Consider the following 26,099-nt stretch of genomic DNA (forward strand, 5'->3'; position numbering starts at 1 on the left):
CGGATAACTTCGCCGCCGGCCGCATCGACCAGCCCGCATGGCACGCATCCTCACCGGCATCCAGAGCACCGGCACGCCCCACCTGGGGAATGTGCTCGGCGCCATCCGACCCGCCATCGCCATGAGCACGGCGCCGGGCAACGATTCCTTCCTCTTCATCGCCGACCTGCACTCGCTCACCCAGATCAAGGATGCGGCCGTGCTCCGCAGCAACACTTACAGCGTGGCCGCCGCGTGGCTCGCATGCGGGCTGGATGCGCACCGCACGGTGTTCTACCGCCAGAGCGATGTGCCCGAGGTGACCGAGCTGGCCTGGTACCTCAGCTGCTTCTTCCCCTATTCGCGCCTGGCGCTGGCCCACAGCTTCAAGGACAAGGCCGACCGGCTAGAGGACGTGAACGGCGGGCTCTTCCTCTACCCCATGCTCATGGCCGCCGACATCCTGCTCTACGACGCGGAGCTGGTGCCCGTGGGCAAGGACCAGAAGCAGCACCTGGAGTTCACGCGCGATGTGGCCGAGCGCTTCAACCACCAGATGGGCGACACCTTCGTGCTGCCCGATGCGCGCATCGACGAGCAGGTGATGATCGTGCCCGGCACCGACGGCGAGAAGATGAGCAAGAGCCGCAACAACCTCATCCGCCTCTTCGCGCCGGAGAAGGAGCTGAAGCAGGAGGTGATGGGCATCGTTACGGACAGCGCGCCGCTCGAAGCGCCTAAGGACCCCGAGACGAACAACGTGTACAAGCTCTTCAGGCTCGTGGCGCCCTCCGATGCGGTGAATGCCATGGCGGAGAAGTTCCGCGCGGGCGGCTATGGCTACGGCCACGCCAAGAAGGAGCTGCTGGGCGCCCTGCTCGATGGCTTCCGCGCCGAGCGCGACACCTACGCCCGCCTGATGAACGACAAAGCCGAGCTCGATGCGCGACTGAAGGAAGGTGCGGACAAGGCGCGGGCCGTGGCGAGCGGGGTACTGAATAGGGTGCGCGAGAAGCTGGGTTACTGACCCCGCTGAAGCTTTTCGAGGTACTGGCGGTACAGCTGCTTCTGATGGTCGTCGAGCACGATGCGGCGGCCCTCGATGAAAGCCCAGCGCACATCGTTGCCGCGCATGTCCAGCGCATCGCCCGCGGAGACGATGACCGTGGCATCCTTGCCCACAGCAAGGCTGCCGCAGCGCTGGTCGATGCCGAGGATGGCGGCGGCATCGAGCGTGATGGCACGGAGCGCATCCTCGGAAGAGAGGCCGTAGGCACGCGCGGTGCCGGCGACGAAGGGCAGGTTACGGCCGCCCACGTGCTCGTGATCGCCGGAGTACCCCAGGCAGAACCGGACGCCGCGCTCCTTCAGCAGGGCAGGAAGCCGATAGGGCAGATCGATGTCATCGTCCGGCCTCAGGGGCAGGCTGTGCGTGCGCCGCAGGATCACATCCACCTGGTTGTCGCGCAGCAGATCGGCCACCCTCCAGGCGTCGTAGCCGCCGGCGATCACCATGCGCTTCACGCCCTCGGCCTTGGCGAATTGAACGGCCTCGGAAATCTCCCGCGCGGCATCGGCCCGCACGAAGAGCGTCCGGCGTCCGTCGAAGAGCCCGCGCATCGCCTCCATGCGCGAGTCGGCCACGGGCGGCGGGGACATTGCGGCATAGGCCCTTGCGCGGCGGAAGAAGTCGCGCAGATCCGCCAGCCGCAGCAGGCGCTCATCCTTCTTCTCGCTGTCCGTCTCGCCCGGCTCGGCCCACCATCCGTGGCGCTGGTATGCCGCGGGCCAGGTCATCCAAATGCCGTCGTCGGCCTTCACGATGGCGCCATCGTTGTCCCACGCATCGAGCTGCACCACGCTGCTCGTTCCGGCGATGGCGAGCCCGCGGGGTGCGCATTGCGCGAGCAGGACGCCGTTGGCGCGTACGGTAGGGGTCACGCGCGAATCGGCCTTGTAGGCGGAGCGCGCGCGGAGCTCGGGCTCGTACTGGCCGACGTCCTGCTTGTCCACGGTGGCGCGGGCCTGCTCGATCTCGATGAGGCCAAGGGGCGAATCGGGCAGGATGAAGCCCGGATACACATGCTGGCCCTTGGCATCGATCACGGTATCGTAGGCGGCCTTCACGCCATAGTCGAAGCCCACGTAATCGATCCGGCCGGCGCGGAAGCCCACGGCGCCATCGTCGATCGCGCGGCCGTCGCCGACATGCACTGTGCCGGCGGTGATGAGGATGCTCTTCGCCTGCGCCGGGGCGGGCGTGGGCACTTGAGCGCGGGCCACGGCCCCGCTGAGCAGCGCGGTGACGAGCACCACCCGGGGATCAATGCACCTCATGCTCCTCGATCAGGTATTCCTCGTCGCCGAGATCGTCGCAATGCCACAGCCGGGGCCGCTCGCGGCGGGGCTTCAGGGTGGGCGCCCCCTCGGCCTTTGCCTGCACCATGGCCCGGATGAGGCGGTCGCGCTCGGTGGCGACCCATGTACGCTGCCCGCGGTCCTGCGCCTCATCGTAGTACCGGATGCCGTCCACGTAGGTCTGCAGGGCACGGGAATCGATGCTGAGCGGGTCACCGCTCCAGAGGACGAGATCGGCATCCTTGCCGGGCTCGATGGACCCGATCCGGTGCTCGAGCCCGAGCATGCGCGCAGGATTCAGCGTCACCATCCTCCAGGCCTCCTCCGCGCTGAGGCCGCCGTACTTCACGGCCTTCGCCGCCTCCTGATTGAGCCTGCGGCTCATCTCCGCATCGTCGCTATTGATGCCGGTATTCACCGCATTGCGGTGCAGGAGCGCCGCATTGTGCGGAATGGCATCGTTCACCTCCAGCTTGTAGCCCCACCAATCGCTGAAGGTGCTGGCGCTGGCGCCATGGCGCCTCATTGCCGGGGCCACCTTGTACCCTTCGAGGATGTGCGTGAAGGTGTTCACCTTGAAGCGCATGCTGTCCGCCACATGCATGAGCATGGCGATCTCGCTCTGCACATAGCTGTGGCAGCTGATGTCGCGCTCCCCGAGCAGGATCTCCGCCAGCGCCTCCATCCGCAGGTCTCTCCGAGGAGGGAGCCTGCCCTCCCGGTCCTTGGCCCTCAGGCCCGCCCATGCGGCATGCTCCGCCTCATAGGCGCGCGCCTGGTGGAAGGCATCGTAGAACGCCTGCTCAACGCCCATGCGCGTCTGGGGGAAGCGCGTACCGCCGCCCCAATTGCTCTGTTTCACGTTCTCGCCCAGGGCGAACTTGATGCGGGGCCGCGCGCCCTTCAGGAGCAGGCTGTCCGCTGCATGGCCCCAGCGCAGCTTGATCACCGCGCTCTGCCCGCCGATGGGGTTGGCGCTGCCGTGCAGCTGCTGCACGGTGGTGACGCCGCCGGCAAGGTTCCGGTAGATGTTGACATCGTCCGGATTGATCGCATCGCCGATCCGCACCTCGCTGGTGATGTGGTGCGAGCCCTCGTTCACGCCGCGCGCAATGGCGATGTGCGAGTGCTCATCGACGATGCCGCAGGTGAGGTGCTTCCCTTGGGCATCCACCTCCACCACCTCCGGCTTGGCCTTGGGCGGGAAGAGCGCCTGCGGATCGATCCGCTCGCCCACCGCCATCACCTTCCCCTGATGGATGAGCACATCGGCCCTGCGCAGGATGCCGTTCGCGGTGTTCGTCCAGACCGTTGCGCCGCGGAAGAGCACGGTCTGCTGCTCGGGCGCCTTCGTCCAGCCGAAGCCGACAAGGGGGCGGCTGATCGGGCCGCGGGCCGGCGTCGGCTTCGTCGCTGCCGTATCGGGCTTGGCGCCCTTGGCGGGCATCGCATCGGCCTTACGCACCGCGCTCCAGGCGAACCAGGCCCCGCCAGGCTTCTGCCCTTGGCCCGCCCATACGCCGCCGCCGCCATGGACGGTGCCGTTGAGGCGGATCAGCGCATCGGGCTTGCCCTTCGGTGCGAAGCTGAGGCTGAGCACGCTCCCGTTGACCTCGAAGCGCGGCTTCACCTTCAGGCTATCGGGCTCATCGGGCCGGCGGATGCTCACCTCGGGCTTCGCCGGCTCACCGCCCACCTCCATGAGCCAGATGGCATCGCCGAGGTTGAGGTCGTAGGTGCCCGCCAGCCTGGGCTGCTCCGGATCGGCCAGCAGGTACCGCTTCCCCTCCACCCAGTTCTCGTGGATCGTATTGCGTTCGTGCAGCAGGTGGTGCGAGGTGATCAGGAAGGAGGCCCGCATACCGGGCCGCAGGGCGCCATAGCGGTCCTCCAAGCCATAGAGGCGCGCAGGCTCGACGGTGAGCTTCTCGATGGCGCGCGCGCTGTCAAGACCATGGGCCACCAGCTGGCGGAGATCCTTCCAAAGGTCCTTCAGGTCCTTCCGGCCATGTGCGGTGAGCGCAAAGGGGATGCCCATGCTGTCCACCAGCTGCGGGTTGCGCATGGCGAGCTCCCAATGCTTCAGCCGCGCATAGCTGACTTCCAGCGCGTCCAGTGGATCCTCCACATCGTAGGCCTGGGGCTGCGCGAAGGGGATGATCAGGGGCATGGCCGCAGCCTTCACCTCCTCCAGCCGGGCGTACTCATCGCCCGCTCCCTTGATGATGCCCGTGAGGCCCTGCTCCTTGAGCAAGGCGGACCAGCGCAGGATGTCATTGCGGTCCGTCGCCTCCACCACGATACGCGTGCCCAACTGCGCGGCCAACGCCTCCAGCACGGCGTCCGTGTGCCGACCGGCCGGCTGGGCGGCATGCCACCGGGCGTCGAGTATCGCCTGGCGCAGCAACGCGATGCTGCCCATGAGCGAGCTGGGGTAGGGATCGGGCGAGCTGCCCTTGCTGAAGCTTAGGTGCGCAGCCGTTCGCGGCTGCACCACGCTCTTCACCGGTGGCTCATCGTTGAGTGCGATGGCCGCGGAGGTGCCCCGGGCGATGCCATCCATGCGGTGGGCGACGACCAGGGCATACCCTTGGGCACGGAGCGCCGTCGCGCGGTCCCCGTCGGGCCTGTAGAGCGCATGGGCATCAGCGTCGGCGCGAAGGGCAGCGTTCCAATGCCGGGCGGCCCGGTGCTCGGCCTTCCGCTCCTCGGCCGTGCTGGCCGGAAGCCCCAGGTCGCTGTAGGGCTCGATGAGCGCCGGCCAGAGATGCAGGCCGTCGAGGCGGCGTACGACGGCACCTTCCGGCACGCTCACCTTCTCACCGACGGCAATCACCCGGTCGCCCTGGATGAGAAGGGTGCCATCCCGAACAACGGTGCGCGCATCGATGTGCAGCACCGCCCCGGTGAAGGCATGGACCGGCTGGGCAGCATCGCGCACATGGGCCGGGGGACGCATGCTCTGGCCATGCAAAGCCAGTGGAGCCAACAGGGGCAGGAATCGGAGCGCGCGCATTCGGGTGCGGCGAAAGTAGCCGGGCGGCGGCTTCGCGGGCGCAGAGCGGGCCAGCGCCGCTACATTGGGCGCATGGCAAACCGGGAAACAAAGGAGCGCAGGGCGCCCGATGCGCTGCTGATCATCGCCGCGGTGCTCGCGCTCGCCGTGGCATGCACCTGGATCGTCCCGGCCGGGTCGTTCGAAAGGCGCGAAGCGGTCACCGAAGCCGGCACGCGCACGGCCGTGGTGCCGGGCACCTACCACGCCGTGGATGCTACGCCCGTGCCGTGGTGGGGCTTCTTCACCGCGCCGGTGAAGGGATTCACGGACCATCAAGCGGCCATGATCATGGCCTTCGTGCTGCTGATCGGCGGGGCCTTCGCCGTGCTGAACGCAACGGGCGCCATCGATGCGCTGCTCTTCCGTGTGCTCCGCTGGGCCCGCGACCACCCCGGCCGCAAGCGATTCGTTATACCGGCCCTCATGCTCGCCTTCAGCATCGGAGGGAACACCTTCGGCATGGCGGAGGAGGTGCTCGTGTTCCTCATGATCACCATCCCGCTGGCGCGGAGCCTGGGCTGGGATGCCGTGGTGGGCGCGGCCATCCCCTTCCTCGGCGCGGGCGTGGGCTTCGCAGGCGCGGCGTTCAATCCCTTCACCGTGGGCATCGCACAGGGGCTTGGCGAACTGCCGTTGTTCAGCGGGTGGGAGCTCCGCATGGCGCTGTGGGCCGTGCTTACGGGAATCGCCATTGCCTTCGTGATGCGCTATGCCGCCCGGCTTGAGGCGGATCCGCGCCGCAGCATCCTGCACGGCGTGTCAGGACGGGCCACTGAGCATGGCGCACTGGAAGAGAAGCCGCTCACCGGCCGCCGCATCGCGGTGCTGGCGCTCTTCGCCCTCACCATCATGGCGCTCATCGTGGGCGTGAACCGCTACGGATGGTACATCGAGGAAATCGCCGGTCTCTTCATCGGCATGGGCGTAGCCGCGGCCATGATCGGCGGCATCGGTGCGGATGCCGCGGCCAAGGCCTTCGTGGGCGGTGCACGCGACATGGTCGCCGCCGCGCTGCTCATCGGGCTGAGCCGCAGCGTGCTGCTGGTGATGCAGGAGGGCCAGGTGGTGGACACGGTGCTCCATGCGCTCAGCGGCGCCATCAGCGGACTGCCGGCATCGGTGAGCGCGCAGCTCATGTTCGCGGTGCAGTTCGCCATCAACTTCTTCGTGCCCAGCGGCAGTGGCCAGGCGGCACTCACCATGCCGGTGATGACGCCGCTGGCGGACCTGCTCCACATCCCGCGGCAGACGGCCGTGCTCGCCTACCAGCTCGGCGACGGACTCTGCAACTTCGTCATCCCCACCAGCGGCGTCACCATGGGCATCCTGCAGATCGCGGGCATCCCCTTCGGCGCCTGGCTGCGATGGATCGGGCGGCTCATGCTGCTGCTGGTGGGCGCCGGCATGGCCTTCCTGGCCCTCAGCGTGGCCGTCTGGCAGCCCTGACCGCGCTGCCCCGCCCTACCTTCGCGCCGCTCCGAATCCCGCACCATGAACTCCGGCTTCCTCTCCTTCGCGCACAGCCTGCTGCGCTACGGCGTGCTGCTCTTCGTCCTCGTGGCCTTCCTGGTGAGCCTGCGCGGGCTGCTGCTCCGGCGGCCCATCCTCACCTGGGAGCGCATGGCCGCGATCATCGCCGTGGTGCTCTGCCATGTACAGCTCGTGCTGGGCGCCATCCTCTACATGCAGAACTTCCAGGCCATCTCCCGCATGGAGGGCGCGCAGCTCCGGTTCTGGAAATTCGAGCACATCGGCACCATGGTGATCGCCATCGTGCTGGTCACCTTGGGCCGGTCCCTGGCCAAGCGGGCAACGGAGGAGCCCCTGAAGCAGCGCCGCATCGCCATCTTCTACGGCATCGCGCTGGTACTCATGCTCTGGGCGGTCCCCTGGCCCATCAGGGACGTGGGGCACGGACTGGGATGGCTATGAGAAGGAGCCTCATCACCCTCACCGCGCTGGCCCTCATGGTGCTGGCCTGCGGCAACGGAGCCTCGGCCGAAGCCCCACTGGAGACGGGCGGCGACCAAGGCGCACAGCTGTTCCGCCTGCACTGCACCCTGTGCCATGGCAAGGATGGCCGCTTGGGATTCAACGGCGCCAAGGACCTCACGGCCAGCGCGCTCTCGCGCGCCGAGATGATCGCACAGGTGACCAACGGCAAGGGGAAGATGATGCCCTATAAGAACGTGCTCACCGCGAAGGAGATCGAGGCCGTGGTGGACTACACACGCAAGCTGGGGCAGGCGCGATGATCGACCCGCTGGAGCTGAAGGGCAAGGCCGAGAAGGCCGTACTCGTGGGCCTGATCACCGATGAGCAGGACGCTGACCAGTCGAAGGAGTACCTGGACGAGCTCGAGTTCCTGGCCGCCACCGCCGACATCGCCACGCTGAAGCGCTTCACCCAGCGCATGCACAAACCCGACGGCCGCAGCTATATCGGCAGCGGCAAGCTGGCCGAGGTGAAGGCCTGGATGGAGGCCAATGGCGCCGACTGCGTCATCTTCGACGATGAGCTCACGCCGGCGCAGCAGCGCAACCTGGAGAAGGAGTTGGCGAAGCCGGTGCTCGACCGACCGCGCCTGATCCTGGACATCTTCGCCCGCAGGGCGCGCACCGCGCACGCCAAGAAGCAGGTGGAACTGGCGCAGTACGAGTACATGCTGCCGCGCCTCACCAAATTGTGGACGCACCTGGAGCGCCAGCGTGGCGGCACCGGCACGCGCGGCGGCGCCGGCGAGAAGGAGATCGAGACCGACCGCCGCCTGGTGCGCGACCGCATCGCGCTGCTCAAGGCCCAGCTCAAGGACATCGACAAGCAGATGGCCACCCAGCGCGGCAATCGCGGCAAGCTGGTGCGCGTGGCCCTGGTGGGCTACACCAACGTGGGCAAGAGCACGCTCATGAACCTGCTCAGCAAGAGCGACGTGTTCGCCGAGAACAAGCTCTTCGCCACGCTCGATACCACCGTGCGCAAGGTGGTGCTCGGCAACCTGCCCTTCCTGCTCAGCGATACCGTGGGCTTCATCCGCAAGCTGCCCACCCAGCTCATCGAGAGCTTCAAGAGCACCCTGGACGAGACGCGCGAGGCCGACCTCCTGCTGCACGTGGTGGACATCAGCCACCACAACTTCGAGGAGCAGTACGAGACCGTGAAGCAGACCCTGAACGAGATCGGCGCGGGCTCCACCCCCACCGTCGTCGTCTTCAACAAGATCGATGCGTACCGCCCCGCGCCGCACGACCCCGACGACCTGGCGCCCAAGCGCGTGGACCAGTACTCGCTGGAGGAGCTCAAGGCGAGCTGGATGGCCCGGATGACCACCGAGGAGTGCATCTTCATCAGCGCTGCGGCCCGGCAGAACATCGATGCGCTGCGCAAGCTGCTCTATGAGCGGGTGAAGACCATCCACATCGCGCGCTATCCCTACGAGAGCGACCTGCTCTTCAAGGACGAGTACCTGGAGCCTTGAGCGCACGGAAGCCGGCGGCACGGCGCTCGCCCTCCGCCAAGGGGAAGCGCGGCAGGAAAGGCGGCTCCGGCAGGATGCTGCTGAAATGGGCCTTGATCGGGCTGGCCGCTGCCCTTATCGCGTTCTTCAGCCTGCTCCAGGCCGTGCGCATGGGCGCCTTCGGCGCGCTGCCCACGGAGCAGGAGCTCGGCAGCATCCGCAGCGAGGAGGCCACGCTCATCCTCGCTGAGGACGGCACGCTCATCGGCAAGCTCTTCGCCAAGGACCGCACCAACGTGCGTTACAAGGACCTGCCGCAGCACCTCATCGATGCCCTGGTCTCCACCGAGGACGCACGCTTCTTCCAGCACGCCGGGGTGGACGGCCGCAGCTACATCCGCGTGTTCTTCCGCACGCTCCTGGGGCGCGATCGCAGCGGCGGCGGCGGCAGCACCATCTCCCAGCAGATCGTCAAGAACCTCTACGGCCGCAGCGACCACGGGCCGCTCACCATCCCGGTGAACAAGATGAAGGAGGCGCTGGTGGCGCAGCGCCTGGAGCGCGCCCTGAGCAAGAACGATGTGCTGGTGCTCTACTTCAACTCCGTGCCCTTCGGCGAGAACACCTATGGCATCGAGAGCGCCGCGCAGCGCTTCTTCAACAAGCCCGCCCGCCGGCTCGACGTGCTCGAGAGCGCTGTGCTCGTGGGCATGCTGAAGGCGAACACCACCTACAATCCGCGGCTGCACCCCGCACGCTCCAAGGGGCGCCGCGACCAGGTGCTGGAGCTGATGCATGAGCGCGGCCACCTGTCGCGCGCGAAGACCGACAGCCTGCGCCAGCGGCCCCTTCGCCTGGACTACACCGGTGGCGACGCGCTCGACCTCTATGGCTACTTCAACCACCAGGTGGAGCAGGAGGCGCGCGCCATCCTGCGCGAGGCGGAAAAGCGCACCGGCCAGCGCCACGACCTGGAGAAGGACGGCCTGCGCATCACCACCACGCTCGATGCCGGGCTGCAGCGCATGGCCGCCGATGCCGCGCACGACCACCTGGCCGTCATGCAGCCGAAGCTGGACCGCGAGCTGCGCGCACGCAAGGCCCGCGCGGCCTGGGAGCGCGGCACCCCGCACCGGCGCTCGGCGCGGTGGAAGGCCGACCCGATGAGCGCCGGGGAGCTCTACGACCATGGCGGCCGCCGCTTGGATTCCCTGAGCCACCGCGACAGCCTCTGGCACTACCACCGCCTGCTGCACGGGGCCGTACTCATCATGGACCCGGGCAGCGGCGCCGTCCGCGCCTGGGTGGGCGGCAACGACCACCGCTACCTCCCCTTCGACCTGGTGAAGGCGCGCCGCTCCGCTGCGAGCACCATCAAGCCCTTCGTGTATGCCGCGGCGCTGGAGCGCGGCCTGCAGCCCTGCGATTACCTCGACAACTCGCGCAGGACCTACGGGGCCTACGACGATTGGGCACCCGACAACTTCGACCGCGACACCACCGAAGGCGAGGTGGCCCTCTGGCACGCCCTCGCGCGCAGCCTGAACCGCCCCACCGTGGACCTCTACTTCCGCGTGGGCGTGGACACCCTGCGCACCGTGCTCGGCGCCATGGGGCTTCCCACCAAGGATGCGGACAAGCCGGCCATGGCGCTGGGCGCCACCAGCGTGGCCCTGCACGAGCTGGTGCCTGCCTACGGCAGCTTCGCCCAAGGAGGCAATCGGATGCCTGCTCGGCTCATCACCCGCATCACCGATGCGCAGGGGAAGGTGCTCTACAAGGCCAAATCCGGCCGCCCGGTGCGCACCGTTAGCACGGAAACGGCCGCGGGCATCACCGCCATGCTGCAGCGCGCCGTCAACGAGGGCACCGGCTCCGCGCTGCGCACACGTTACGGGCTCAGCGGCGCCTACGCCGGCAAGACGGGCACTTCGCAGGACTACAGCGATGCCTGGTTCGTGGCGTACACCCCCAGCCTCGTCATCGGCACCTGGGTGGGCGCGCACGACCCTTCCGTGCACTTCAGCAGCAACCTGGGCACCGGCGGCCAGCTGGCATTGCCCATCGCCGGGCGCGTGCTCCGCGCCATCGAGAGCGACCCCAAGCGCCGCAAGCGCTACATCAGCGCTTTCGGTTGGCTCACCGAGCACCCCATCAGCATGGACTGCGCGCCGGTGCGTGAGCCCAATCTGCTGCAGCGCCTCTTCAGGCGGCACGACCAGCGCGAAGAGCCTGCCGATCAGGGCGAGCGCAAACCCGGCCTGCTCGAGCGGCTATTCAAGAAGCGGAAGGACGGCTAACCCGCCCGCAGGAGGCGCTCGCCGATGCCATCGCGCAGGGCCATGAAGCGCCGCTCCCAGTAGCGCCACACGAACCAGCTAAGCGCGATGCACACCGCCCAGTAGACCAGCAGCGGCAGCAGCAACCCGGCCTCGCGCTCCAAGGCGAACCAGCGATTGAAGACGTAGCGCACCGGCTGGTGCACCAGGTAGAGCGCATAGCTGATCAGGCTGATGAAGGTGATGGCGCGGCCCCAGCGCGGCGCCGCGGACCAGGCGGAAAGGGCCGGCAGCAGCAATGTCATGGCTACCGCGTTCAGCGTGAAGTAGTGCGTGCCGCTGAAGCGCAGGTGCTCCGCGCCATAGGCCATGGCGCAGCCCAGCATGCCCAGCAGGCCGATCGCGAGCAACGGCCACCGCGCCGTGCCCCAAGCCACGGGATACCTGATGCGCAGCCACGCCGCGAGGATACCCCATCCGATGCTGTCGAGCCGCGTGATAACGAGCTTGCGCAGCCCCTGCTCCAGGTGCCAAAGCGAAGGCGCCTCAGGCGCCAGTGCCCAGCGGGCGGCCATGGGCAGCGCGATGAAGAGCAGTGCCAGCACCAGATAAGCCCGGCGTGCCGAGGCCACGCCCAGGGCCGCTATCCCGAACAGCAGCAACGGGAACAGCAGGTAGAACCACTCCTCCACCACCAGCGACCACGACTCCCAGAAGAAGAGGTCCACCGGCTTATAGAGGTTCTGCAGGAAGACCGCGTAGATCCACGTATTGTGATTGATGATGCCGCCGGAGAAGCCAGCGAGGACCAACATGATGTTCACCGCCAGGAAGAGGTAGTAGTTGGGCAATGTGCGCAGCCATCGGCGCTGCCAGAAGTCGAGCAGGCGGAGGTGCCACGGCGCCCCATCCATGGCTGCGTTGCGCAGCAGGATGCCGCCGATCAGGTAACCGCTGAGCACGAAGAAAAGGTCCACCCCATCGATGTGAGGCGGCAGCGCAATGCCCGGAACGGCCGCCCGCAGCACATCGGCGCTGTGCCAGAACACCACCAGCAGGATCGCCGTGGCGCGCATGAGGTCGAGGCCGAAGACGCGGAGCATCGGGGTGAAAGTACCCGGGCGCCCTCAATCGAACGCCTGCATGTCGCAGAGCCTGCGGTAGTGCCCGCCCTTGGCGAAGAGCTCGGCGTGGGTACCGCGCTCCACGATGGCGCCCTCCATGATCACGCAGATCTCGTCGCAATGCTGGATGGTGCTGAGGCGATGGGCGATCACCAGGCTGGTGCGGCCCTCCATCATGCGGTAGAGCGCCTCCTGCACCAAACGCTCGCTCTCGGTATCCAGCGCGCTGGTGGCCTCGTCGAGAATGAGGATGGGCGGGTTCTTCAGCACGGCGCGCGCGATGGCCAGGCGCTGCTTCTGCCCGCCGCTGAGGCGGTTGCCCATGTCGCCGATCACGGTCTGGTAGCCGCCCTCGAGCTTCGTGATGAACTCGTGCGCGTTGGCCACCCGCGCCGCTTGCTCGATGGCCGCCATGCTCACGCCGGGCTGCCCGAAGGCGATGTTGGCCGCCACGGTATCGTTGAACAGGATGCTGTCCTGCGTAACGATGCCCATGAGCGCGCGCAGGTCGGTGATGCGCAGGTCGCGCACGTCGTGCCCATCGATGAGCACCTGCCCGCCGGTGGCATCATAGAAGCGCGGCAGCAGCCCGGCAAGCGTGCTCTTGCCGCCACCGCTGGCGCCCACCAGCGCCACGCTGCGCCCCTTGGGCACCACAAGGTCGATGGTGCGCAGCACGGGCTTCTCATCGTACGCGAATTGGACGCCCTTGAACTCGATGCGGTCGTTGAACGCAGCGACCGCCCTCGCATCGGGCTTCTCCTTCACGCTGTTCTCCACGGCCAGCAATTCGAAGATGCGCTCGGCGCTGGCCCCGCCCTTCTTGATCCAGTAGTAGCCGGTGGTGAAGCCCTTGGCAGGCGCCAACAGCTGGCTGAAGAGGATGATGTAGCCGATGAACTCGCCGCCGCTCAGCGTGGCGCCCTCGCCGATCACCAGCTGGCCGCCGAAGTACACGAGCGTCACCATCACCAGCGCGCCCAGGAACTCGCTCAGCGGCGAGGCCATGTCGCGGCGGCGCAGCGTGAACACGTTCAGCTTGTTCAGCATCTCGTTCTCGCGCCGGAAGCGGCGGCGCATCTGCTCCTCGCCGTTGAAGGCCTTCACCACCCGCATGCCGGTGAGGGTCTCCTCCACGGTGCTCAGCAGGTCGGCGGCCTTCTGCTGCGCGCGCAGCCCCTCCTTGCGCAGGCTCTTGCCCACGCGGCCGATGAGCAGCCCGCTGAGCGGCAGCAGCAGCAGCGCGATGAGCGTGAGCTGCCACGAGATGCCGATCATGAGCGCCAGCGAGAGGAGGATGGTGATCGGCTCGCGGAACACCATCTCGATGTAGTTCATGATGCTGAACTCCACCTCCTGCACGTCGTTGGTGATGCGCGCGATGGTGTTGCCCTTGCGCTCGCCGGTGTGGAAGCGCATGGGCAGGTCGAGGATCTTGTCGTACACCTCGTTGCGCAGGTCGCGCACGGCGCGGTTGCGCAGGATGCCGATGGCCCACAGCGCGAAGTAGCGCGTGAGGTTCTTCAGCAGGAAGCACACGGCCACCACCACGCAGATGAAGACCAGCCCGCCCATCTGGCCGTGCTCCTCGATGTAGGTGGCCATGCGCCAGTTGAAGAGCTCGGGCATGCGCTTGATGCCCTCCAGGCTCAGGCTAACCTCCGGGCGGTCGCTCGGCGGCGGGGTCTGCCCGAAGAGCAGGTTGAGGAATGGGATGAAGACCAGCAGCGACGCCAGGTGGAACAGGGTGCTCACCAGGTTGAACACCACGTTGAGCACGGCATAGCGCTGGTAGGGGCGCGCGTAGCGGAGTACCTTGAAGAAGTTGCGCATGGAAGCGGTGCCGCGAAGGTACCTTCGCGGCACGATGGACAGCCTACGACAGAACAAGGTGAACAGCCTGCTTCTAAAGGAGATGGCAGCGGTATTCCAGCAAGAAGGTCGGACGCTGCTGCCCGGCGGCCTCATCACGGTGACCGGCGTGCGCGTGAGCCCCGACCTGGGCGTGGCCAAGGTGTACCTGAGCCTCTTCCCCGTGCAGGACAAGAAGGCCGTGATGGAACGCATCAAGGAGCAGGCCCACCGCCTGCGCGGGGCGCTGGGCGGGCGCGTGGGCAAGCAGATGCGCGTGGTGCCCGAGCTCCTCTTCTACCTGGATGATTCGCTGGACCGGGCGGAGGAGATCGATCGGTTGCTCAAGAAATGATGAACATGGAACATTCAACGGCGAATGATCGACCCGCCGGAATGAAAAACATGGAAGATTCAACGGCCTTTGCAGAACGAGTCGGTTCCCCTGAGCGCAAGGAACGTGTCTTCGACCTGGAAGAACGCACCTGCGACTTCGCCGTTGCCACAATCGAGATCACGGAACGGATGCCGTCATCGCCTGCCGGGCGCTACTATGCCGACCAGTTGCTGAGATCAGGTGGGTCACCGGCCCTGCATTATGGCGAGGCACAAGGCGGAGAGAGCAGAAAGGATTTCGTCCACAAAATGCGCGTCGCCCTGAAAGAGCTGCGCGAATCCAGGGCCTGCTTGAAGATCATTCTCAGGGCACGCCTGCATCCCGAGCCCGAGGTCATTGATCGTGCTTTGGCTGAATGCACGGAATTGATCGCGATCTTCAGTTCCAGCGTTCGCACCGCCGAACGGAACATGGGAAAGAACTGGGACCCGAAGCCATGAGGACCCCGTTGCAGCGTTCACCAGTTCTTCGTTCTTGTATTCCATGTTCCATGTTCTCCATTCCATGTTCCATGTTCTTCATTCCATGTTCGATGTTCTACATTCCATGTTCCATGTTCTTCCTTCCTTCGCTCTGAGCCATGCAGTATGACCCTGTCAAGCGCCGCCTGGGCATCGTCTTCAACCGGACGCCCGCGCTGCGCATGCTCTTCTACCGCCTGCTCGACCTGCTGCTGCTGCGCTGCTGGCACATCCAGCGCGAGCTGCGGGCATGGATCGCCCAAAGGCAGGCCAGCGGCAAGCCCGTGGAAGCCATCTACGACGCCGGCGCGGGCTTCGGCCAGTACAGCTACTGGCTCAGCGGCCTGCTGCCCCAGGCGCGCATCACCGCCATCGATGTGAAGGACGAGCAGGTGGCGGATTGCAACGCCTTCTTCCAGAGGATCGGAAGGCCGCAGGTGATGTTCGAAGTCGGCGATGTGACCAGGTTCACCAAGCCGAACGCCTTCGACCTGGTGGTGTGCGTGGATGTGATGGAGCACATCCTGGAGGACGAGGCCGCGCTGCGCTGCTACAGCACCTCCTTGAAGGAGGGCGGCATGCTCATCATCAGCACCCCCAGCGACCAGGGCGGCAGCGATGTGCACGAGGAGGGTGAAGGCTCCTTCATCGAGGAGCATGTGCGCGACGGCTACAACATCGACGACATCCGGGCGAAGTGCCTGCGCAATGGCTTCAGCCAAGTGGAACCGCGATACAGCTACGGCGCTCCGGGCAAGATCAGCTGGAAGCTGAGCATGAAGTGGCCGCTGCTGATGCTGCAAGCGAGCAAGGCCTTCTTCATCGTGCTGCCGTTCTACTACCTGCTGGCCTACCCCATCGCCTTCGTCCTCAACATGGCGGATGTGCGCATGACGCACAGCACGGGGACGGGGCTGATCGTGAAGGCGTGGAAGTAGTCAGGCAATTGGGCAATCAGATGATCAGAAAATGCCACTTACGCTTGTCCTCCGTGCTTTGATCATCTGATCATCTCATTCACTGATCATCTGATCAATGAACCTCCCCCTCCTCTTCGCCCGCCGTTACCTGCTGGCCAAGCGCAGCACCAACGCGATCAATGTGATCACGTGGATCAGCATCGTGGTGATCGCGGTGGTCACCGGCGCCATGGTGGTGGTGATGAGCGCCATGAACGGCATCGCCGAGCTGGTGGACAGGATCTACTCGCCCTTCGACCTCGATATCACCATCACGCCCGCCCAAGGCAAGACGCTCGCGCGCGACTCCATCGACCTGGGCGCCCTGCTCGCGCGCGCCGATGTGGAGCAGGCCAGCTTCACCATCGAGGAGAACGTGCTGCTGCGCTGCGGCGACCAGCAGGCCGTGGCCACCCTGAAGGGCGTGGAGCCGCAATACCTGGGCATGGCCGGCATGGAGCGCTACATCTTCACCGGCGACGCCGCGCTGGAGGGCGCCACCGGGCCCGCCGCCATCCTGGGCCTCGGGCTCAAGGCCGACCTCGGCGTGCCACTGGACGATGGCGTGTTCCAGCCGCTGGAGATCAGCGCGCCCATCCGGGGCCGCAAGCTGAGCAAGTACAAGCAGGCGGCCTTCGAGCAAGCAGCTGTGGCCATGAGCGGCTCCTTCAGCATGAACATGGAATACGACAGCAAGTACGCCGTAGTGCCGCTGGACCTGGCGGCCGAGCTGCTCCACTACGACAGCGCGGCCAGCGCCCTGGAGCTGAAGCTGAAGCCCAAGGCCGACATGGACCGCGCGGCGCGTGAGATCGCCACAACGCTGGGCCCGCGCTATACCGTGAAGACGCGCTACCAGAAGAACGCGCTGATGTACCAGACCAACGCCACCGAGAAGCTCGTGGCCTTCGTGGTGCTCGCCTTCATCGGCCTCATCGGCGCCTTCAACGTGATCGCCTCGCTCACCATGATGATGATTGAGAAGAAAGAGGACATGCGCACGCTGATGAGCATGGGCGCCACGGCGCGCATGGTGCGCCGCATCTTCCTGCACGAAGGGCTGCTGATCGTGCTGGCGGGCGCGGGCATCGGCCTGGCGCTGGGCGTGGGCATCGTGCTGGCGCAGCAACGCTTCGCCCTCGTGGAGATGGCCGAGGCCATCACTGACTCCTTCCCGGTGAAGCTCGTGGGCACCGACCTGCTGCTGATCACCGCAACCGTGCTCGCCATCGGCCTGCTGGCCACCTGGGTGCCGCTGCGCGCGCTGAGCCGCAGGTTCCTCTACGCCACGGCGGCGAGGGCGTAGGTCGCCTTCACCTCATCCAGGATCTGCTCGATAACAACCGGGTCCTTCTCCGTGCACAACCGCAAGCGCACCTCCTTCACGTTGGGCAGTCCTTTCAGGTAGTTGCCGTAGTGCCGGCGCATCTCCACCACGCCTTCCCACGCGCCCTTCCACGCGAGTGATGCGCGCAGGTGCTGGCGCGCGGCCTCCACGCGATCGGTGATCGTGGGCGGGGCCTGGTGCGTGCCGGTGGCGATGTAGTGCTTGATCTCGTTGAAGATCCAAGGGTGCCCGATGCTCGCGCGGCCGATCATCACGCCGTCCACGCCGTAACGGCCACGGTAATCCACCGCCTTCTCCGGCGAGTCAATGTCGCCGTTGCCGAAGATGGGGATGCGCATGCGCGGGTTGTTCTTCACCGCTCCGATCAGGGTCCAATCCGCCGGGCCCTTGTACAGCTGCGCGCGCGTGCGGCCATGGATGCTCAGCGCGGCGATGCCCACGTCCTGCAGGCGCTCGGCCACTTCGATGATGTTCTTGCTCTTCTCGTCCCAGCCCAGGCGCGTCTTCACCGTCACGGGCAGCTTTACGGCCTTCACCACCTTCTCGGTGAGGCGCACCATCTTGTCCACATCGAGCAGCAGGCAGGCGCCGGCACCCTTGCTCACCACCTTGTGCACGGGGCAGCCATAATTGATGTCGATGAGGTCGGGCTTGGCCGCCTCGGCGATGCGCGCGGCCTCTTCCATCGCGTCCTCGCTGCCGCCGAAGAGCTGGATGCCGATGGGCCTCTCGGCTTCGAAGATGTCGAGCTTCTTGAGGCCCTTGGCGGCCTGGCGGATCAGCCCCTCGCTGCTGATGAACTCAGTGAACATCAGGTCGGCCCCATGCTGCTTGCACAGCGCGCGGAAGGGCGGGTCGCTCACGTCCTCCATGGGCGCGAGGAGCAGCGGGAACTCCGGCAGTGTGATGGGGCCGATGCGGACCATGGGCGGCTCAAAAGTACGGAAGCCCCGCAGGGCGGGGCTTCCGTGCATCGGCAATGCAGGGGGCGCTCAGCGTCCCTGCGATGTGCTGTAGTTGATCTTCAGCGCGTTGCTCTTGCGGAGCTCCTGCTTCACATCGGTAACGATCTTCATGTAGGTCTCCTTGTCCACCTTCAGGGAGCGCGTGATCTTCGGGCGCAGCACCTCGTCGCGGCGCTCGTTGCCAGCCTTCACCCAAGGGTCGATCTCGTCCAGCCTGGCATACTGGTCGTTGAGCTGCAGCAAGGGCTCTGTGCCGAGCTCCTTGCTCGTGGGCGGTCCGATGTAGAGGTAATCCACCAAGGCCTTGTCCTCGAGCTTTGTGGTCTCCGTGGCCTCGGGCAGCGTGATCTTCACCTTCAGGTCCACTTCGCGCATCACGGTGGTGACCATGAAGAAGAAGAGGAGCATGAAGATGATGTCAGGCAGCGAGGCCGTGCTGATGGCCGGGGTGGCGCCCTTCTTTTCCTTGAAGCGTGACATCGGATCAGGCGGGTTTCTTGGTGACGTCCACCGGCTCGGCCTCGGAGATGCGCTGCGGATAGACCATGCGGATGGCCTTGATGAGCTCCTTGTCCTCGTCCTTCTTCTCGTCGAGTTCGGTGAACTTGCGTCCGAACTTCTCCTTGCAGAGCTCGTCGCGCAGCTCGCGGATGCCGGCTTCCAGCTCGTTCTGCACCTTCACGTACATGTCGTAGCTGGTCTTGGAGCCCGTCTGCAAGGAGATCACGGCTGAACCCGGCAGCTCATTGTACTCGCCCAGCAGGCGCACGGCACTGAGCTTGCCCTCGTACTTCTCCAGCAGGTCCCGGTAGGTCTGCTTGTCCTTCTCGTCGGTGGCGGCCGCGATGCCCGCCTTGTACTCGGCGATCCGCTGCTGGCACTCGGCAGCGGTGACGCGCGATTTCTCAGGCAGGTTCTCCAGGTTGGCGGGATTCACCATGAACTCCTTGGCCCCGGCGCGCAGGTCCTTGATGTCCATCAGCTCCCCTTCCACCAGCAGCATGTCCGCATCGTTGATCAGTACCACGTAGACATTGCGGTCCTTCACCTTGTCCGCCTCCTGCTGGTCCTCCACGATGGGGGGCAGCAGGCGCAGGATGCCAGCGTCGGTATCCATGGTGGTCGTCACCAGGAAGAAGATCAGCAGCAGGAAGGCGATGTCGGCCATGGAGCCGGCATTGATCTCGCCCGGGCCTTGCTTGGCGCGTTTCCTCAGCATGGTGGCTTACTTGAAGAGGCGGGTGACCTCACCGTAGACGATGGCAATGATGGCTCCGAAGAGTGCGACGTACATGAGGATGAGGCCGGCACCGATCCACTTGGAGGCGCCCTCGGAGATGTTCCACTCCGGACGCACGCCGCCATCGCTGATCAGGTAGGCCACCACCAGCACCACCACGAAAGCGCCCATGCCCATGAACGATTTCTTGTTCAGGCCCATCAGCGAGAACGCCAGTGTGGAGACGGCCGCGATGCCGAAGGCGAAGTAGGTGACCCAGAGGCCGCCATCGATGCCGGTATCGCTGCCGCTGAAGATCATGAGGGTGAAGATCACCCCCAGCGCGATGAGCACCCATTGGGCAACGCGCCCCAGGAGCCCGGATCCCTTGTGGTTCATGGCCGCTTAGTGCTTGCTGAGGTTGTTCTTCACCAGCAGGTCGACCAGGCCGATGGAAGCCTCCTCCATCTGGCCGGTGATGCTGTCGATCTTGCTCTGCAGGTAGTTGTAGAAGATCTGCAGGATGATGGCCACGATGAGGCCGAACACGGTGGTGAGCAGTGCCACCTTGATACCGCCTGCCACGATTGCAGGGCTGATGTTGTTGGCGGCCGCGATCTGGTCGAAGGCGAAGATCATCCCGATCACAGTGCCCAAGAACCCGAGCATGGGAGCCAGGGCGATGAAGAGGCTGATCCAGGGAAGGCCGCGCTCCAGGCGGCCCACCTCCACGCCACCGTAGGCCACGATGCTCTTCTCGGCGATGTCAACGCCCTCATGCGCACGGTCAAGGCCCTGGTAGAAGATGCCGGCGATGGGGCCACGGGTATTGCGGCACACCTCCTTGGCACCATCGATGCCGCCGCTCTTGAGCGCATCCTCCACGCTGCCGAGCAGCTTGTTGGTGTTGGTGGAGGCCATGTTTAGGTAGATGATGCGCTCGATGACGATGGCCAGGCCCAGGATCAGGCATACGAGCACCGGGGCCATCCAGATGGGATCGCCTTCGATGAAGCGCTGCTTGAGCATCTGGTGGGTACCGCTGTCATCGGCAACCGCCTCGGTGGAAGCGGCGGCAGGGGCATCCTGCGCCATGACCGGGGTGCTGAGGAGGCCGAAGCCCAAGAGGGCGATCAGGCAAAGGGACAAGAACTTGCGTGCCATGTGAAGGGTTGCGGTTGTGGTTGTTGTCGGGGGTTGCGTTGCTAGTGGGAGCGGGTCAAAGATGGCGGAGAGAGAGGGATTCGAACCCCCGTTACCCTTTCAGGTAAACGCACTTTCCAGGCGCGCGCCTTAAACCACTCGGCCATCTCTCCTTGTTCTTCAAGGGAAGGGCGGTTCCAAGCCCTTCCGAAGGGCCGCCAAGGTACAAAAAGGACCATCCGGACAAGGGCGGCACGGGAAGCGGCGCGTCACGGGCAGCGAGCGGGCGATGGCCGGCATGTTAAGCCAGCGTCAACTCCCCCGCAATCGGTGCCGCCATTCGCTGCGCGAAGGCCTCCGCTTCCTGATCCCGCCCCAGCAGGAACATGGTTTTGGCCAAGGTCGCCTCCACGGTCATGTCCCCGCAGGGAACGACCCCCAGCTCCACGAAGGCCTGGCTGGTGACGTAGCGGCCCTGCTCCACCCGGCCTCCGATGCACTGGGTGGCATTGAGCAGGTGCAAGCCCCGCTCCCGCGCCTCGCGCAGCGCGGCCAGGAAGGCCCTATCCGTGGGGCCGTTGCCGCTCCCGAAGGTGGTGAGCAGCGCGGCCCTGAGCCCGGGCAGGGCCAGCGCATGCCGCACCCACTCCGCCCGGATGCCCGGGAAGAGGCGGATCACCGCCACTTGATCAACGAGGCGCTCATGCACGGTGAGCCCGCCCGTCCGGTGCGGTAGGATGGCGCCCCGGTCATAGCGAAGGTGCACGCCAGCCTCGGCGAGCGCCGGCCAATTCGGCGAGCGGAAGGCCTCGAACCGCTCGGCATGCACCTTCACCGTGCGATTGCCGCGCAGCAGCCGGTACTCGAAGTACACGGCCACCTCGGGCACCACGGGCCAGCCCCGCTCGTCCTTGGCGGCAGCGATCTCGATGGCCGTGATCAGGTTCTCCTTCGCATCGGTGCGGATGGTGCCGATGGGCAGCTGCGAACCGGTGAGGATGACCGGCTTCGCCAGGCCCTCGAGCAGGAAGCTGAGCGCACTCGCCGTATAGGCCATGGTATCGCTGCCGTGGAGCACCACGAAGCCGTCGTACCGGTCGTAGGCCTCGCCGATGATGCGCGCGATGCGCACCCAGTCCGCCGGCTGCATGTCGCTGCTGTCGATGGGCCGCTCGAACGCGACGCTCCCGAGGCGCACGGCGATGCGCTCCAGTTCCGGCACCTGCTCTTCGAGGTGCTCCAGGTCCATCGGGCGCAGCGCCCCCGTGCGCGGGTCGGCCCACATGCCGATGGTGCCGCCGGTGTAGATCAGGAGGACGCTCGCGCTCATCGGCCGAAGAGTTGCCCGGCGTTGGCCGTGGTGATGCGCGCGACCTCCTCCACCGGCCGCCCGACGGCTTCGGCCAGCCTGGCGGCGATGTACGGGATGTAGCTGCTCTCGTTGCGCTTGCCGCGGAAGGGCACCGGTGCCAGGTAGGGCGCATCGGTCTCCAGCACGCAATGGTCAGGGCCCACTTCGCGCATGGTCTCGAACAGGCCGCCCTTCGGATAGGTGATGACCCCGCCGATGCCGAGGTAGAAGCCCTTCAGAGCGATCACGCGCCGGGCCTCTTCGGGGGTGCCGGTGAAGCAGTGGAACACCCCACGGAGTCCCTCGGCGTTCTCCTCCTCCACGATGGCGATCACCTCCTGGAAGCTCTGGCGGCAATGGATCACAATGGGCAGGCCGAGCTCCTTCGCCCATCGCACCTGCTGGCGGAAGGCCTCCTGCTGCTGCACAAGGAAGGTCTTGTCCCAATACAGGTCGATGCCGATCTCGCCCACGGCGCAATAGCGCCCGGTGCGCAGCCGGCGCTCCACCTCCTCAAGGGCTGCCGCATTCTCCGCGCCCACGGAGCAGGGGTGCAGGCCCATCATGGGGAAGCAGCGCCCGGGATGCGCGGCGGCCAGGGCATCCATGGCCGCGATGCTCTCCAGGTCCACGTTCGGCAGATAGAGCCGGGCGACACCGGCTTCCAGCGCCCGCGTCAGCATGGCTTCACGGTCCGCAGCGAACTGGTCGTGGTAGAGATGGGCATGGGTGTCTACGAGCTCCACGGGGCGCGTTGGGGTTGCGGGGTGATACGTGTGCCGGGGGCCAAGCGGCCGCTGCAAAGGTGGCGCCCTGCCGCCAACGCCCGACTTCTCCCCTTCCGCCGCCCATCACCCGGCAACCATCACCTTTGCCGGCGTGAAGGTCCTCCTGCTGCGCTTCTCCTCCATCGGCGACATCGTGCTTACCAGCCCGGTTCTGCGCTGCGTGAAGGAGCAGCTGAAGGATGCCGAGGTCCACTTCGCCACCAAGGCCGCATTCGCGGACCTCGTGCGCTTCAATCCGCATGCGAGCAAGGTGCATGAGCTGGGCGACGACCTCGGCGCGCTCCTCACCAGGCTGAAGCAGGAGCGCTTCGATGCCGTCATCGACCTGCACCACAACCTGCGCACGGCGCGGATCAAGCGTGCGCTGGGCGTGCCGGCCCACAGCTTCCCGAAGCTAAACATGGAAAAGTGGCTGCTGGTGAACCTTCGCTGGGACCGCATGCCGCGCATCCACATCGTGGACCGCTACCTGAGCACCGTGGCGCACCTGGGCGTGAAGAACGACGGGAAGGGGCTGGAGCTGTTCGTCCCTGCCGATCGCAAGGTGCCGCCCGACGCGCTTCCCGCGACGCACCGGACCGGCTACACCGCCCTTGCGATCGGCGCAGCCCACGCCACCAAGCGGCTGCCCCAGCACCGGCTCATCGAGCTTGCGCGCCTCATCGAGGGGCCGATCGTGCTTATCGGCGGCAAGGAGGACCAGCAGGTGGCGCGTGCCATCGGCGATGCCGTGGGTGCGAGGGTCTACGATGCCACCGGCCTGTACGACATCCTCGGCAGCGCCTCGCTGATCGAACAGGCCCGCAGCGTGGTGGCGCACGACAGCGGTGCCATGCACATCGCGGCGGCCTTCCATCGGCCGGTGGCGAGCATCTGGGGCAGCACCGTGCCCCTGTTCGGCATGGGTCCGTACATCCCTCTGCATCCCGACCGGGCGCGCATCAGCGAGGTGGCGGGGCTGGCGTGCCGTCCCTGCAGCAAGATCGGCTTCGATCGCTGCCCGAAGGGCCACTTCCATTGCATGGAGCGGCAGGACCTCGCCCGCATCGCGCAACTCGCCAAGCCATGAGCTGGGACATATTCATTCAGGACCTGCCGGATGTGCCGACCATCGCCGACGTCCCGGCCGATTTCCGCCCGCGCCCCATCGGCACGCGCGATGCGCTGGTCGCCAAGGTGCGCGAGGCCATCCCATTCGCCGATGCGGTGGATCCGGACTGGCTCTTCGTGAAGGCCGAGGGCATCGACATCAGCATTCAGCTCCACATGGAGGACGCGGTTCAGGTGCGCTACATGGTGGCGCATGTGCACGGCGGCGAGCAGAGCGCGGCCTGCGTTGCGGCCTTGCTGCGGCAACTGGGCCTCCGCGGCCACGACACCGCCACCGGCGAGATCTTCGACACCAGCAGCCTCGACGACCGCCTCTGATCAGCGGCATGCGCCTGGCGCGCCGCCCCGCCCCCTCAGGACGCCGCTGGCGGGATGGGGGGCGGCACCATGTTCTCTACAGGCCTGGTGCTCTTCAGGTAGGTGAAGATGGCGTGGATGTCCTCGTCCTTCAGGTTCACCAGGTTCTGCCAAGGCATGGGCGGCAGCAGCGGGCGCGAACCCTCAAGGCCCTTGTAAAGGCCCTTGGTGATGGACCGCTTGAACTGCTCCTCGGTCCAGTTGCCGATGCCGGTCTCGTCGCTGGTGAGGTTGGCCGAGAACGAGGTGCCCCAAGGGCCGACGGCGGCGGTGAGGTCCATGCTGAATAGCGCCCAGCCCGCCACGTCCTTCGGCACCGGCGGCAGGGTGCTGCCGGCCGGGTGGCCGCTGAGCAGCCGATCGGGATCGAGCTCGGGACCGTTGGGGCCCATGCGCTTGGGCGAATGGCAATCGTGGCAGCCCATGGTCTCCACCAGGTACTTGCCGCGGTCGATGAGTTCGGCCTCGCTGGGGGCCTCAACGGCAGCGGCAACGGGTTCGGGTGCCGGGGGCGCTTGGTTGCACGCAGCGGCGAGCAGCAGGGCGGGCAATGCGGACCAGGGGAAAGGGTTGCGTAGCATGGGGGTTGTGGGTTTGGATGGGATATTGCTCTGCCGATCGCCCCCCGGAGAACGGCCTCCGGCTGATGCGATCGCGCCCTATGACGCACAACCCGCCTGCTTGTTACTCGAAGAGCGCCTTCAGCTCCGTGGCCTCCCCGGGCTTCATCTTGCCGCTGAGGATGAGCCTGAGCTGCCGACGGCGCAGCGCACCGTCGTAGCGCTTCTGCTCCTGCTCGTTGGTGGGCAGGGCCTCCGGCACGTTCACCGGCCTGCCGGCGCTATCCACCGCCACGAAGGTGTAGATCGCGCTGTTGCACATGATCTTCTCGCCGGTCACCTGGTCCTCAACGAACACATCGCTCCACACCTCCATGCTGCTCCCGAAAGCGCGGCTCACATGGCTGTGGATGGTGACGAAGTCGCCGAGCTTGATGGGACGGTCGAAGCCCACGTGGTTCACCGCCACGGTGACCACCACCCGCTTGCAGTGCCGGTGGGCGCTGATGGCGCAGCTGATGTCGAGCCACTGCAGCAGCCGCCCGCCGAAGAGGTTGCCGAGCGTGTTGGTGTCGTTGGGGAGCACCACATGCGTGGTTTCCGAATAACTGTCGCTGACGGGGCGTGAGGCGCGGTTCATCATGTGCGGCGCGAAGGTAGTCCCCACCCTGCCCCATCACGGGCGCGGCCTCAGTCCAGGGCGTGGAAGAGCACCCGGCCATCATCCGTGCCGAGCAGCAGTTGGCCCTCCCGGATAAGCAACGGTGACCGATGGTGCTGGTCCTTGTTCTCGGGGAACTCCAGCTTCTGCAACGCCTTGCCGTCGGCGCCGACCACCTCCACCGCACCATGCACTGTCGCTCGCATCACAAGGTCCCCGTACTTCGCTTCGGCCTGCTGGTAGAAGCGGTCGAAGGTGGAATTGCCCATGTCGAGGCCCATGGCCTTCACCGCGCGCGGATCGGGCACCCAGCGATGCTGTTGCAGCGAGGGCTCGGGCTTCCCGGTCTTCATGCTGTAGACCACCCGCTTGCCGCTGTGCCCGATGAGCACGGCGTATTCGCCGTTATCGTTGAAGGCGGTGTAATAGGCTGCGGTGCCGCCATCCTCGCTGTAGGGAAGTGCGAAGAGCTTCTTGCCAGTCTCCAGGTCGATGACCTCGGCACCCTTGCTCAGGCCCACCAGAATGCGGTCGCCCTTGGGAGCGATGGCCATGCTCACCACTTCGGCCTTCGCGGTGCGCAGTGTGCGGCTGGGGACTGGCGCCACCACTTGGGCGCAAGCGGCCGATACCGTGGCCGCCGCGGCGGCAGCAAGAAGGAGTCGATGCATCATGGG

General features: G+C 66.3%; 26 protein-coding genes and 1 tRNA gene. 12 read left to right on the forward strand and 15 right to left on the reverse strand.

What is annotated here, in order from left to right:
- Nucleotides 1-37 precede the first annotated feature (37 nt).
- Nucleotides 38-1,006: a tryptophan--tRNA ligase gene (gene trpS / locus QY325_11385; protein WKZ65364.1), complete on the forward strand. Its 969-nt coding sequence runs from the start codon at nucleotides 38-40 to the stop codon at nucleotides 1,004-1,006.
- Here the strand turns inward: trpS and QY325_11390 are convergent.
- Nucleotides 1,000-2,316 carry an amidohydrolase family protein gene (locus tag QY325_11390; protein WKZ65365.1) on the reverse strand — a complete coding sequence of 439 codons (1,317 nt, stop codon included), beginning with the start codon at nucleotides 2,314-2,316 and terminating at the stop codon, nucleotides 1,000-1,002. The genes trpS and QY325_11390 overlap by 7 nt on opposite strands.
- The gene (locus tag QY325_11395; protein WKZ65366.1) at nucleotides 2,303-5,353 is read right to left on the reverse strand and encodes an amidohydrolase family protein; all 3,051 of its coding nucleotides are present in this window, start codon (nucleotides 5,351-5,353) and stop codon (nucleotides 2,303-2,305) included. Before QY325_11395 ends, QY325_11390 begins: the two co-directional genes overlap by 14 nt.
- A 72-nt stretch (nucleotides 5,354-5,425) precedes the next feature.
- Between QY325_11395 and QY325_11400 the strand changes: the two genes are divergently transcribed.
- Genes QY325_11400 through QY325_11420 form a run of 5 tightly spaced genes read left to right on the forward strand, consistent with a single transcriptional unit; the run spans nucleotide 5,426 to nucleotide 11,149 of the window.
- Entirely contained in the window at nucleotides 5,426-6,841 is a 1,416-nt protein-coding gene (locus tag QY325_11400) for a YfcC family protein (GenBank protein WKZ65367.1), read from the forward strand.
- Between the two features lie 45 nt (nucleotides 6,842-6,886).
- Entirely contained in the window at nucleotides 6,887-7,327 is a 441-nt protein-coding gene (locus tag QY325_11405; protein WKZ65368.1) for a hypothetical protein, read from the forward strand.
- Nucleotides 7,324-7,650, forward strand: a complete 327-nt coding sequence (locus QY325_11410) for a cytochrome c (GenBank protein ID WKZ65369.1) — start codon at nucleotides 7,324-7,326, stop codon at nucleotides 7,648-7,650. Before QY325_11405 ends, QY325_11410 begins: the two co-directional genes overlap by 4 nt.
- Nucleotides 7,647-8,870 (forward strand): GTPase HflX, encoded by a 1,224-nt coding sequence (hflX, locus tag QY325_11415; protein ID WKZ65370.1) that lies wholly within the window; start codon nucleotides 7,647-7,649, stop codon nucleotides 8,868-8,870. Before QY325_11410 ends, hflX begins: the two co-directional genes overlap by 4 nt.
- Nucleotides 8,867-11,149, forward strand: a complete 2,283-nt coding sequence (locus QY325_11420; GenBank protein WKZ65371.1) for a transglycosylase domain-containing protein — start codon at nucleotides 8,867-8,869, stop codon at nucleotides 11,147-11,149. The genes hflX and QY325_11420 overlap by 4 nt, the downstream gene beginning before the upstream one ends.
- On the opposite strand, the gene QY325_11425 is transcribed toward QY325_11420, so the two are convergent.
- Together QY325_11425 and QY325_11430 are read right to left on the reverse strand one after the other, a co-directional pair.
- A complete protein-coding gene (locus QY325_11425; protein ID WKZ65372.1) occupies nucleotides 11,146-12,231 on the reverse strand; it encodes an acyltransferase in 1,086 nt (361 codons plus the stop codon). The two genes, QY325_11420 and QY325_11425, sit on opposite strands and share 4 nt — an antisense overlap.
- A 24-nt stretch (nucleotides 12,232-12,255) precedes the next feature.
- Entirely contained in the window at nucleotides 12,256-14,085 is a 1,830-nt protein-coding gene (locus QY325_11430; GenBank protein ID WKZ65373.1) for an ABC transporter ATP-binding protein, read from the reverse strand.
- Between the two features lie 34 nt (nucleotides 14,086-14,119).
- On the opposite strand from QY325_11430, the gene rbfA reads away from it, so the two are divergent.
- The 4 genes from rbfA to QY325_11450 all read left to right on the forward strand — a co-directional run bounded on the left by rbfA (nucleotide 14,120) and on the right by QY325_11450 (nucleotide 17,226).
- Nucleotides 14,120-14,458 carry a 30S ribosome-binding factor RbfA gene (rbfA, locus tag QY325_11435; protein WKZ65374.1) on the forward strand — a complete coding sequence of 113 codons (339 nt, stop codon included), beginning with the start codon at nucleotides 14,120-14,122 and terminating at the stop codon, nucleotides 14,456-14,458.
- Nucleotides 14,455-14,940, forward strand: a complete 486-nt coding sequence (locus QY325_11440; GenBank protein WKZ65375.1) for a four helix bundle protein — start codon at nucleotides 14,455-14,457, stop codon at nucleotides 14,938-14,940. Before rbfA ends, QY325_11440 begins: the two co-directional genes overlap by 4 nt.
- A gap of 140 nt (nucleotides 14,941-15,080) precedes the next feature.
- Nucleotides 15,081-15,899, forward strand: coding sequence for a class I SAM-dependent methyltransferase (locus QY325_11445; protein ID WKZ65376.1), 819 nt, complete (start codon nucleotides 15,081-15,083; stop codon nucleotides 15,897-15,899).
- Nucleotides 15,900-15,996: 97 nt separating this feature from the next.
- Nucleotides 15,997-17,226 (forward strand): ABC transporter permease, encoded by a 1,230-nt coding sequence (locus QY325_11450; GenBank protein ID WKZ65377.1) that lies wholly within the window; start codon nucleotides 15,997-15,999, stop codon nucleotides 17,224-17,226.
- Here the strand turns inward: QY325_11450 and dusB are convergent.
- The 8 genes from dusB to QY325_11490 all read right to left on the reverse strand — a co-directional run bounded on the left by dusB (nucleotide 17,202) and on the right by QY325_11490 (nucleotide 22,692).
- The gene (gene dusB, locus QY325_11455) at nucleotides 17,202-18,194 is read right to left on the reverse strand and encodes a tRNA dihydrouridine synthase DusB (GenBank protein WKZ65378.1); all 993 of its coding nucleotides are present in this window, start codon (nucleotides 18,192-18,194) and stop codon (nucleotides 17,202-17,204) included. The genes QY325_11450 and dusB overlap by 25 nt on opposite strands.
- A gap of 66 nt (nucleotides 18,195-18,260) precedes the next feature.
- Nucleotides 18,261-18,713, reverse strand: a complete 453-nt coding sequence (locus QY325_11460; protein WKZ65379.1) for a biopolymer transporter ExbD — start codon at nucleotides 18,711-18,713, stop codon at nucleotides 18,261-18,263.
- 4 nt (nucleotides 18,714-18,717) lie between these two features.
- Nucleotides 18,718-19,452: a biopolymer transporter ExbD gene (locus tag QY325_11465; GenBank protein WKZ65380.1), complete on the reverse strand. Its 735-nt coding sequence runs from the start codon at nucleotides 19,450-19,452 to the stop codon at nucleotides 18,718-18,720.
- Between the two features lie 6 nt (nucleotides 19,453-19,458).
- A complete protein-coding gene (locus QY325_11470; GenBank protein ID WKZ65381.1) occupies nucleotides 19,459-19,851 on the reverse strand; it encodes a hypothetical protein in 393 nt (130 codons plus the stop codon).
- A gap of 6 nt (nucleotides 19,852-19,857) precedes the next feature.
- A complete protein-coding gene (locus tag QY325_11475) occupies nucleotides 19,858-20,616 on the reverse strand; it encodes a MotA/TolQ/ExbB proton channel family protein (GenBank protein ID WKZ65382.1) in 759 nt (252 codons plus the stop codon).
- Nucleotides 20,617-20,678: 62 nt separating this feature from the next.
- A tRNA-Ser gene (locus QY325_11480) sits at nucleotides 20,679-20,768 on the reverse strand.
- Nucleotides 20,769-20,896: 128 nt separating this feature from the next.
- Nucleotides 20,897-21,925: a type I asparaginase gene (locus QY325_11485; protein ID WKZ65383.1), complete on the reverse strand. Its 1,029-nt coding sequence runs from the start codon at nucleotides 21,923-21,925 to the stop codon at nucleotides 20,897-20,899.
- The gene (locus QY325_11490; protein ID WKZ65384.1) at nucleotides 21,922-22,692 is read right to left on the reverse strand and encodes a TatD family hydrolase; all 771 of its coding nucleotides are present in this window, start codon (nucleotides 22,690-22,692) and stop codon (nucleotides 21,922-21,924) included. Before QY325_11490 ends, QY325_11485 begins: the two co-directional genes overlap by 4 nt.
- A 133-nt stretch (nucleotides 22,693-22,825) precedes the next feature.
- On the opposite strand from QY325_11490, the gene QY325_11495 reads away from it, so the two are divergent.
- On the forward strand, nucleotides 22,826-23,803 hold the full coding sequence (locus tag QY325_11495) for a glycosyltransferase family 9 protein (protein WKZ65385.1): 978 nt from the start codon (nucleotides 22,826-22,828) through the stop codon (nucleotides 23,801-23,803).
- Nucleotides 23,800-24,162 carry a hypothetical protein gene (locus QY325_11500; GenBank protein ID WKZ65386.1) on the forward strand — a complete coding sequence of 121 codons (363 nt, stop codon included), beginning with the start codon at nucleotides 23,800-23,802 and terminating at the stop codon, nucleotides 24,160-24,162. Before QY325_11495 ends, QY325_11500 begins: the two co-directional genes overlap by 4 nt.
- A gap of 35 nt (nucleotides 24,163-24,197) precedes the next feature.
- On the opposite strand, the gene QY325_11505 is transcribed toward QY325_11500, so the two are convergent.
- The 3 genes from QY325_11505 to QY325_11515 form a co-directional block, all read right to left on the reverse strand.
- A complete protein-coding gene (locus QY325_11505; GenBank protein WKZ65387.1) occupies nucleotides 24,198-24,782 on the reverse strand; it encodes a c-type cytochrome in 585 nt (194 codons plus the stop codon).
- A 103-nt stretch (nucleotides 24,783-24,885) separates the two neighbouring features.
- Nucleotides 24,886-25,404, reverse strand: coding sequence for a hotdog domain-containing protein (locus QY325_11510; GenBank protein ID WKZ65388.1), 519 nt, complete (start codon nucleotides 25,402-25,404; stop codon nucleotides 24,886-24,888).
- Nucleotides 25,405-25,451: 47 nt separating this feature from the next.
- On the reverse strand, nucleotides 25,452-26,096 hold the full coding sequence (locus QY325_11515; protein WKZ65389.1) for a hypothetical protein: 645 nt from the start codon (nucleotides 26,094-26,096) through the stop codon (nucleotides 25,452-25,454).
- Nucleotides 26,097-26,099: the final 3 nt, after the last annotated feature.

This window comes from Flavobacteriales bacterium, assembly GCA_030584065.1.
GTDB lineage: Bacteria > Bacteroidota > Bacteroidia > Flavobacteriales_F > PHOS-HE28 > PHOS-HE28.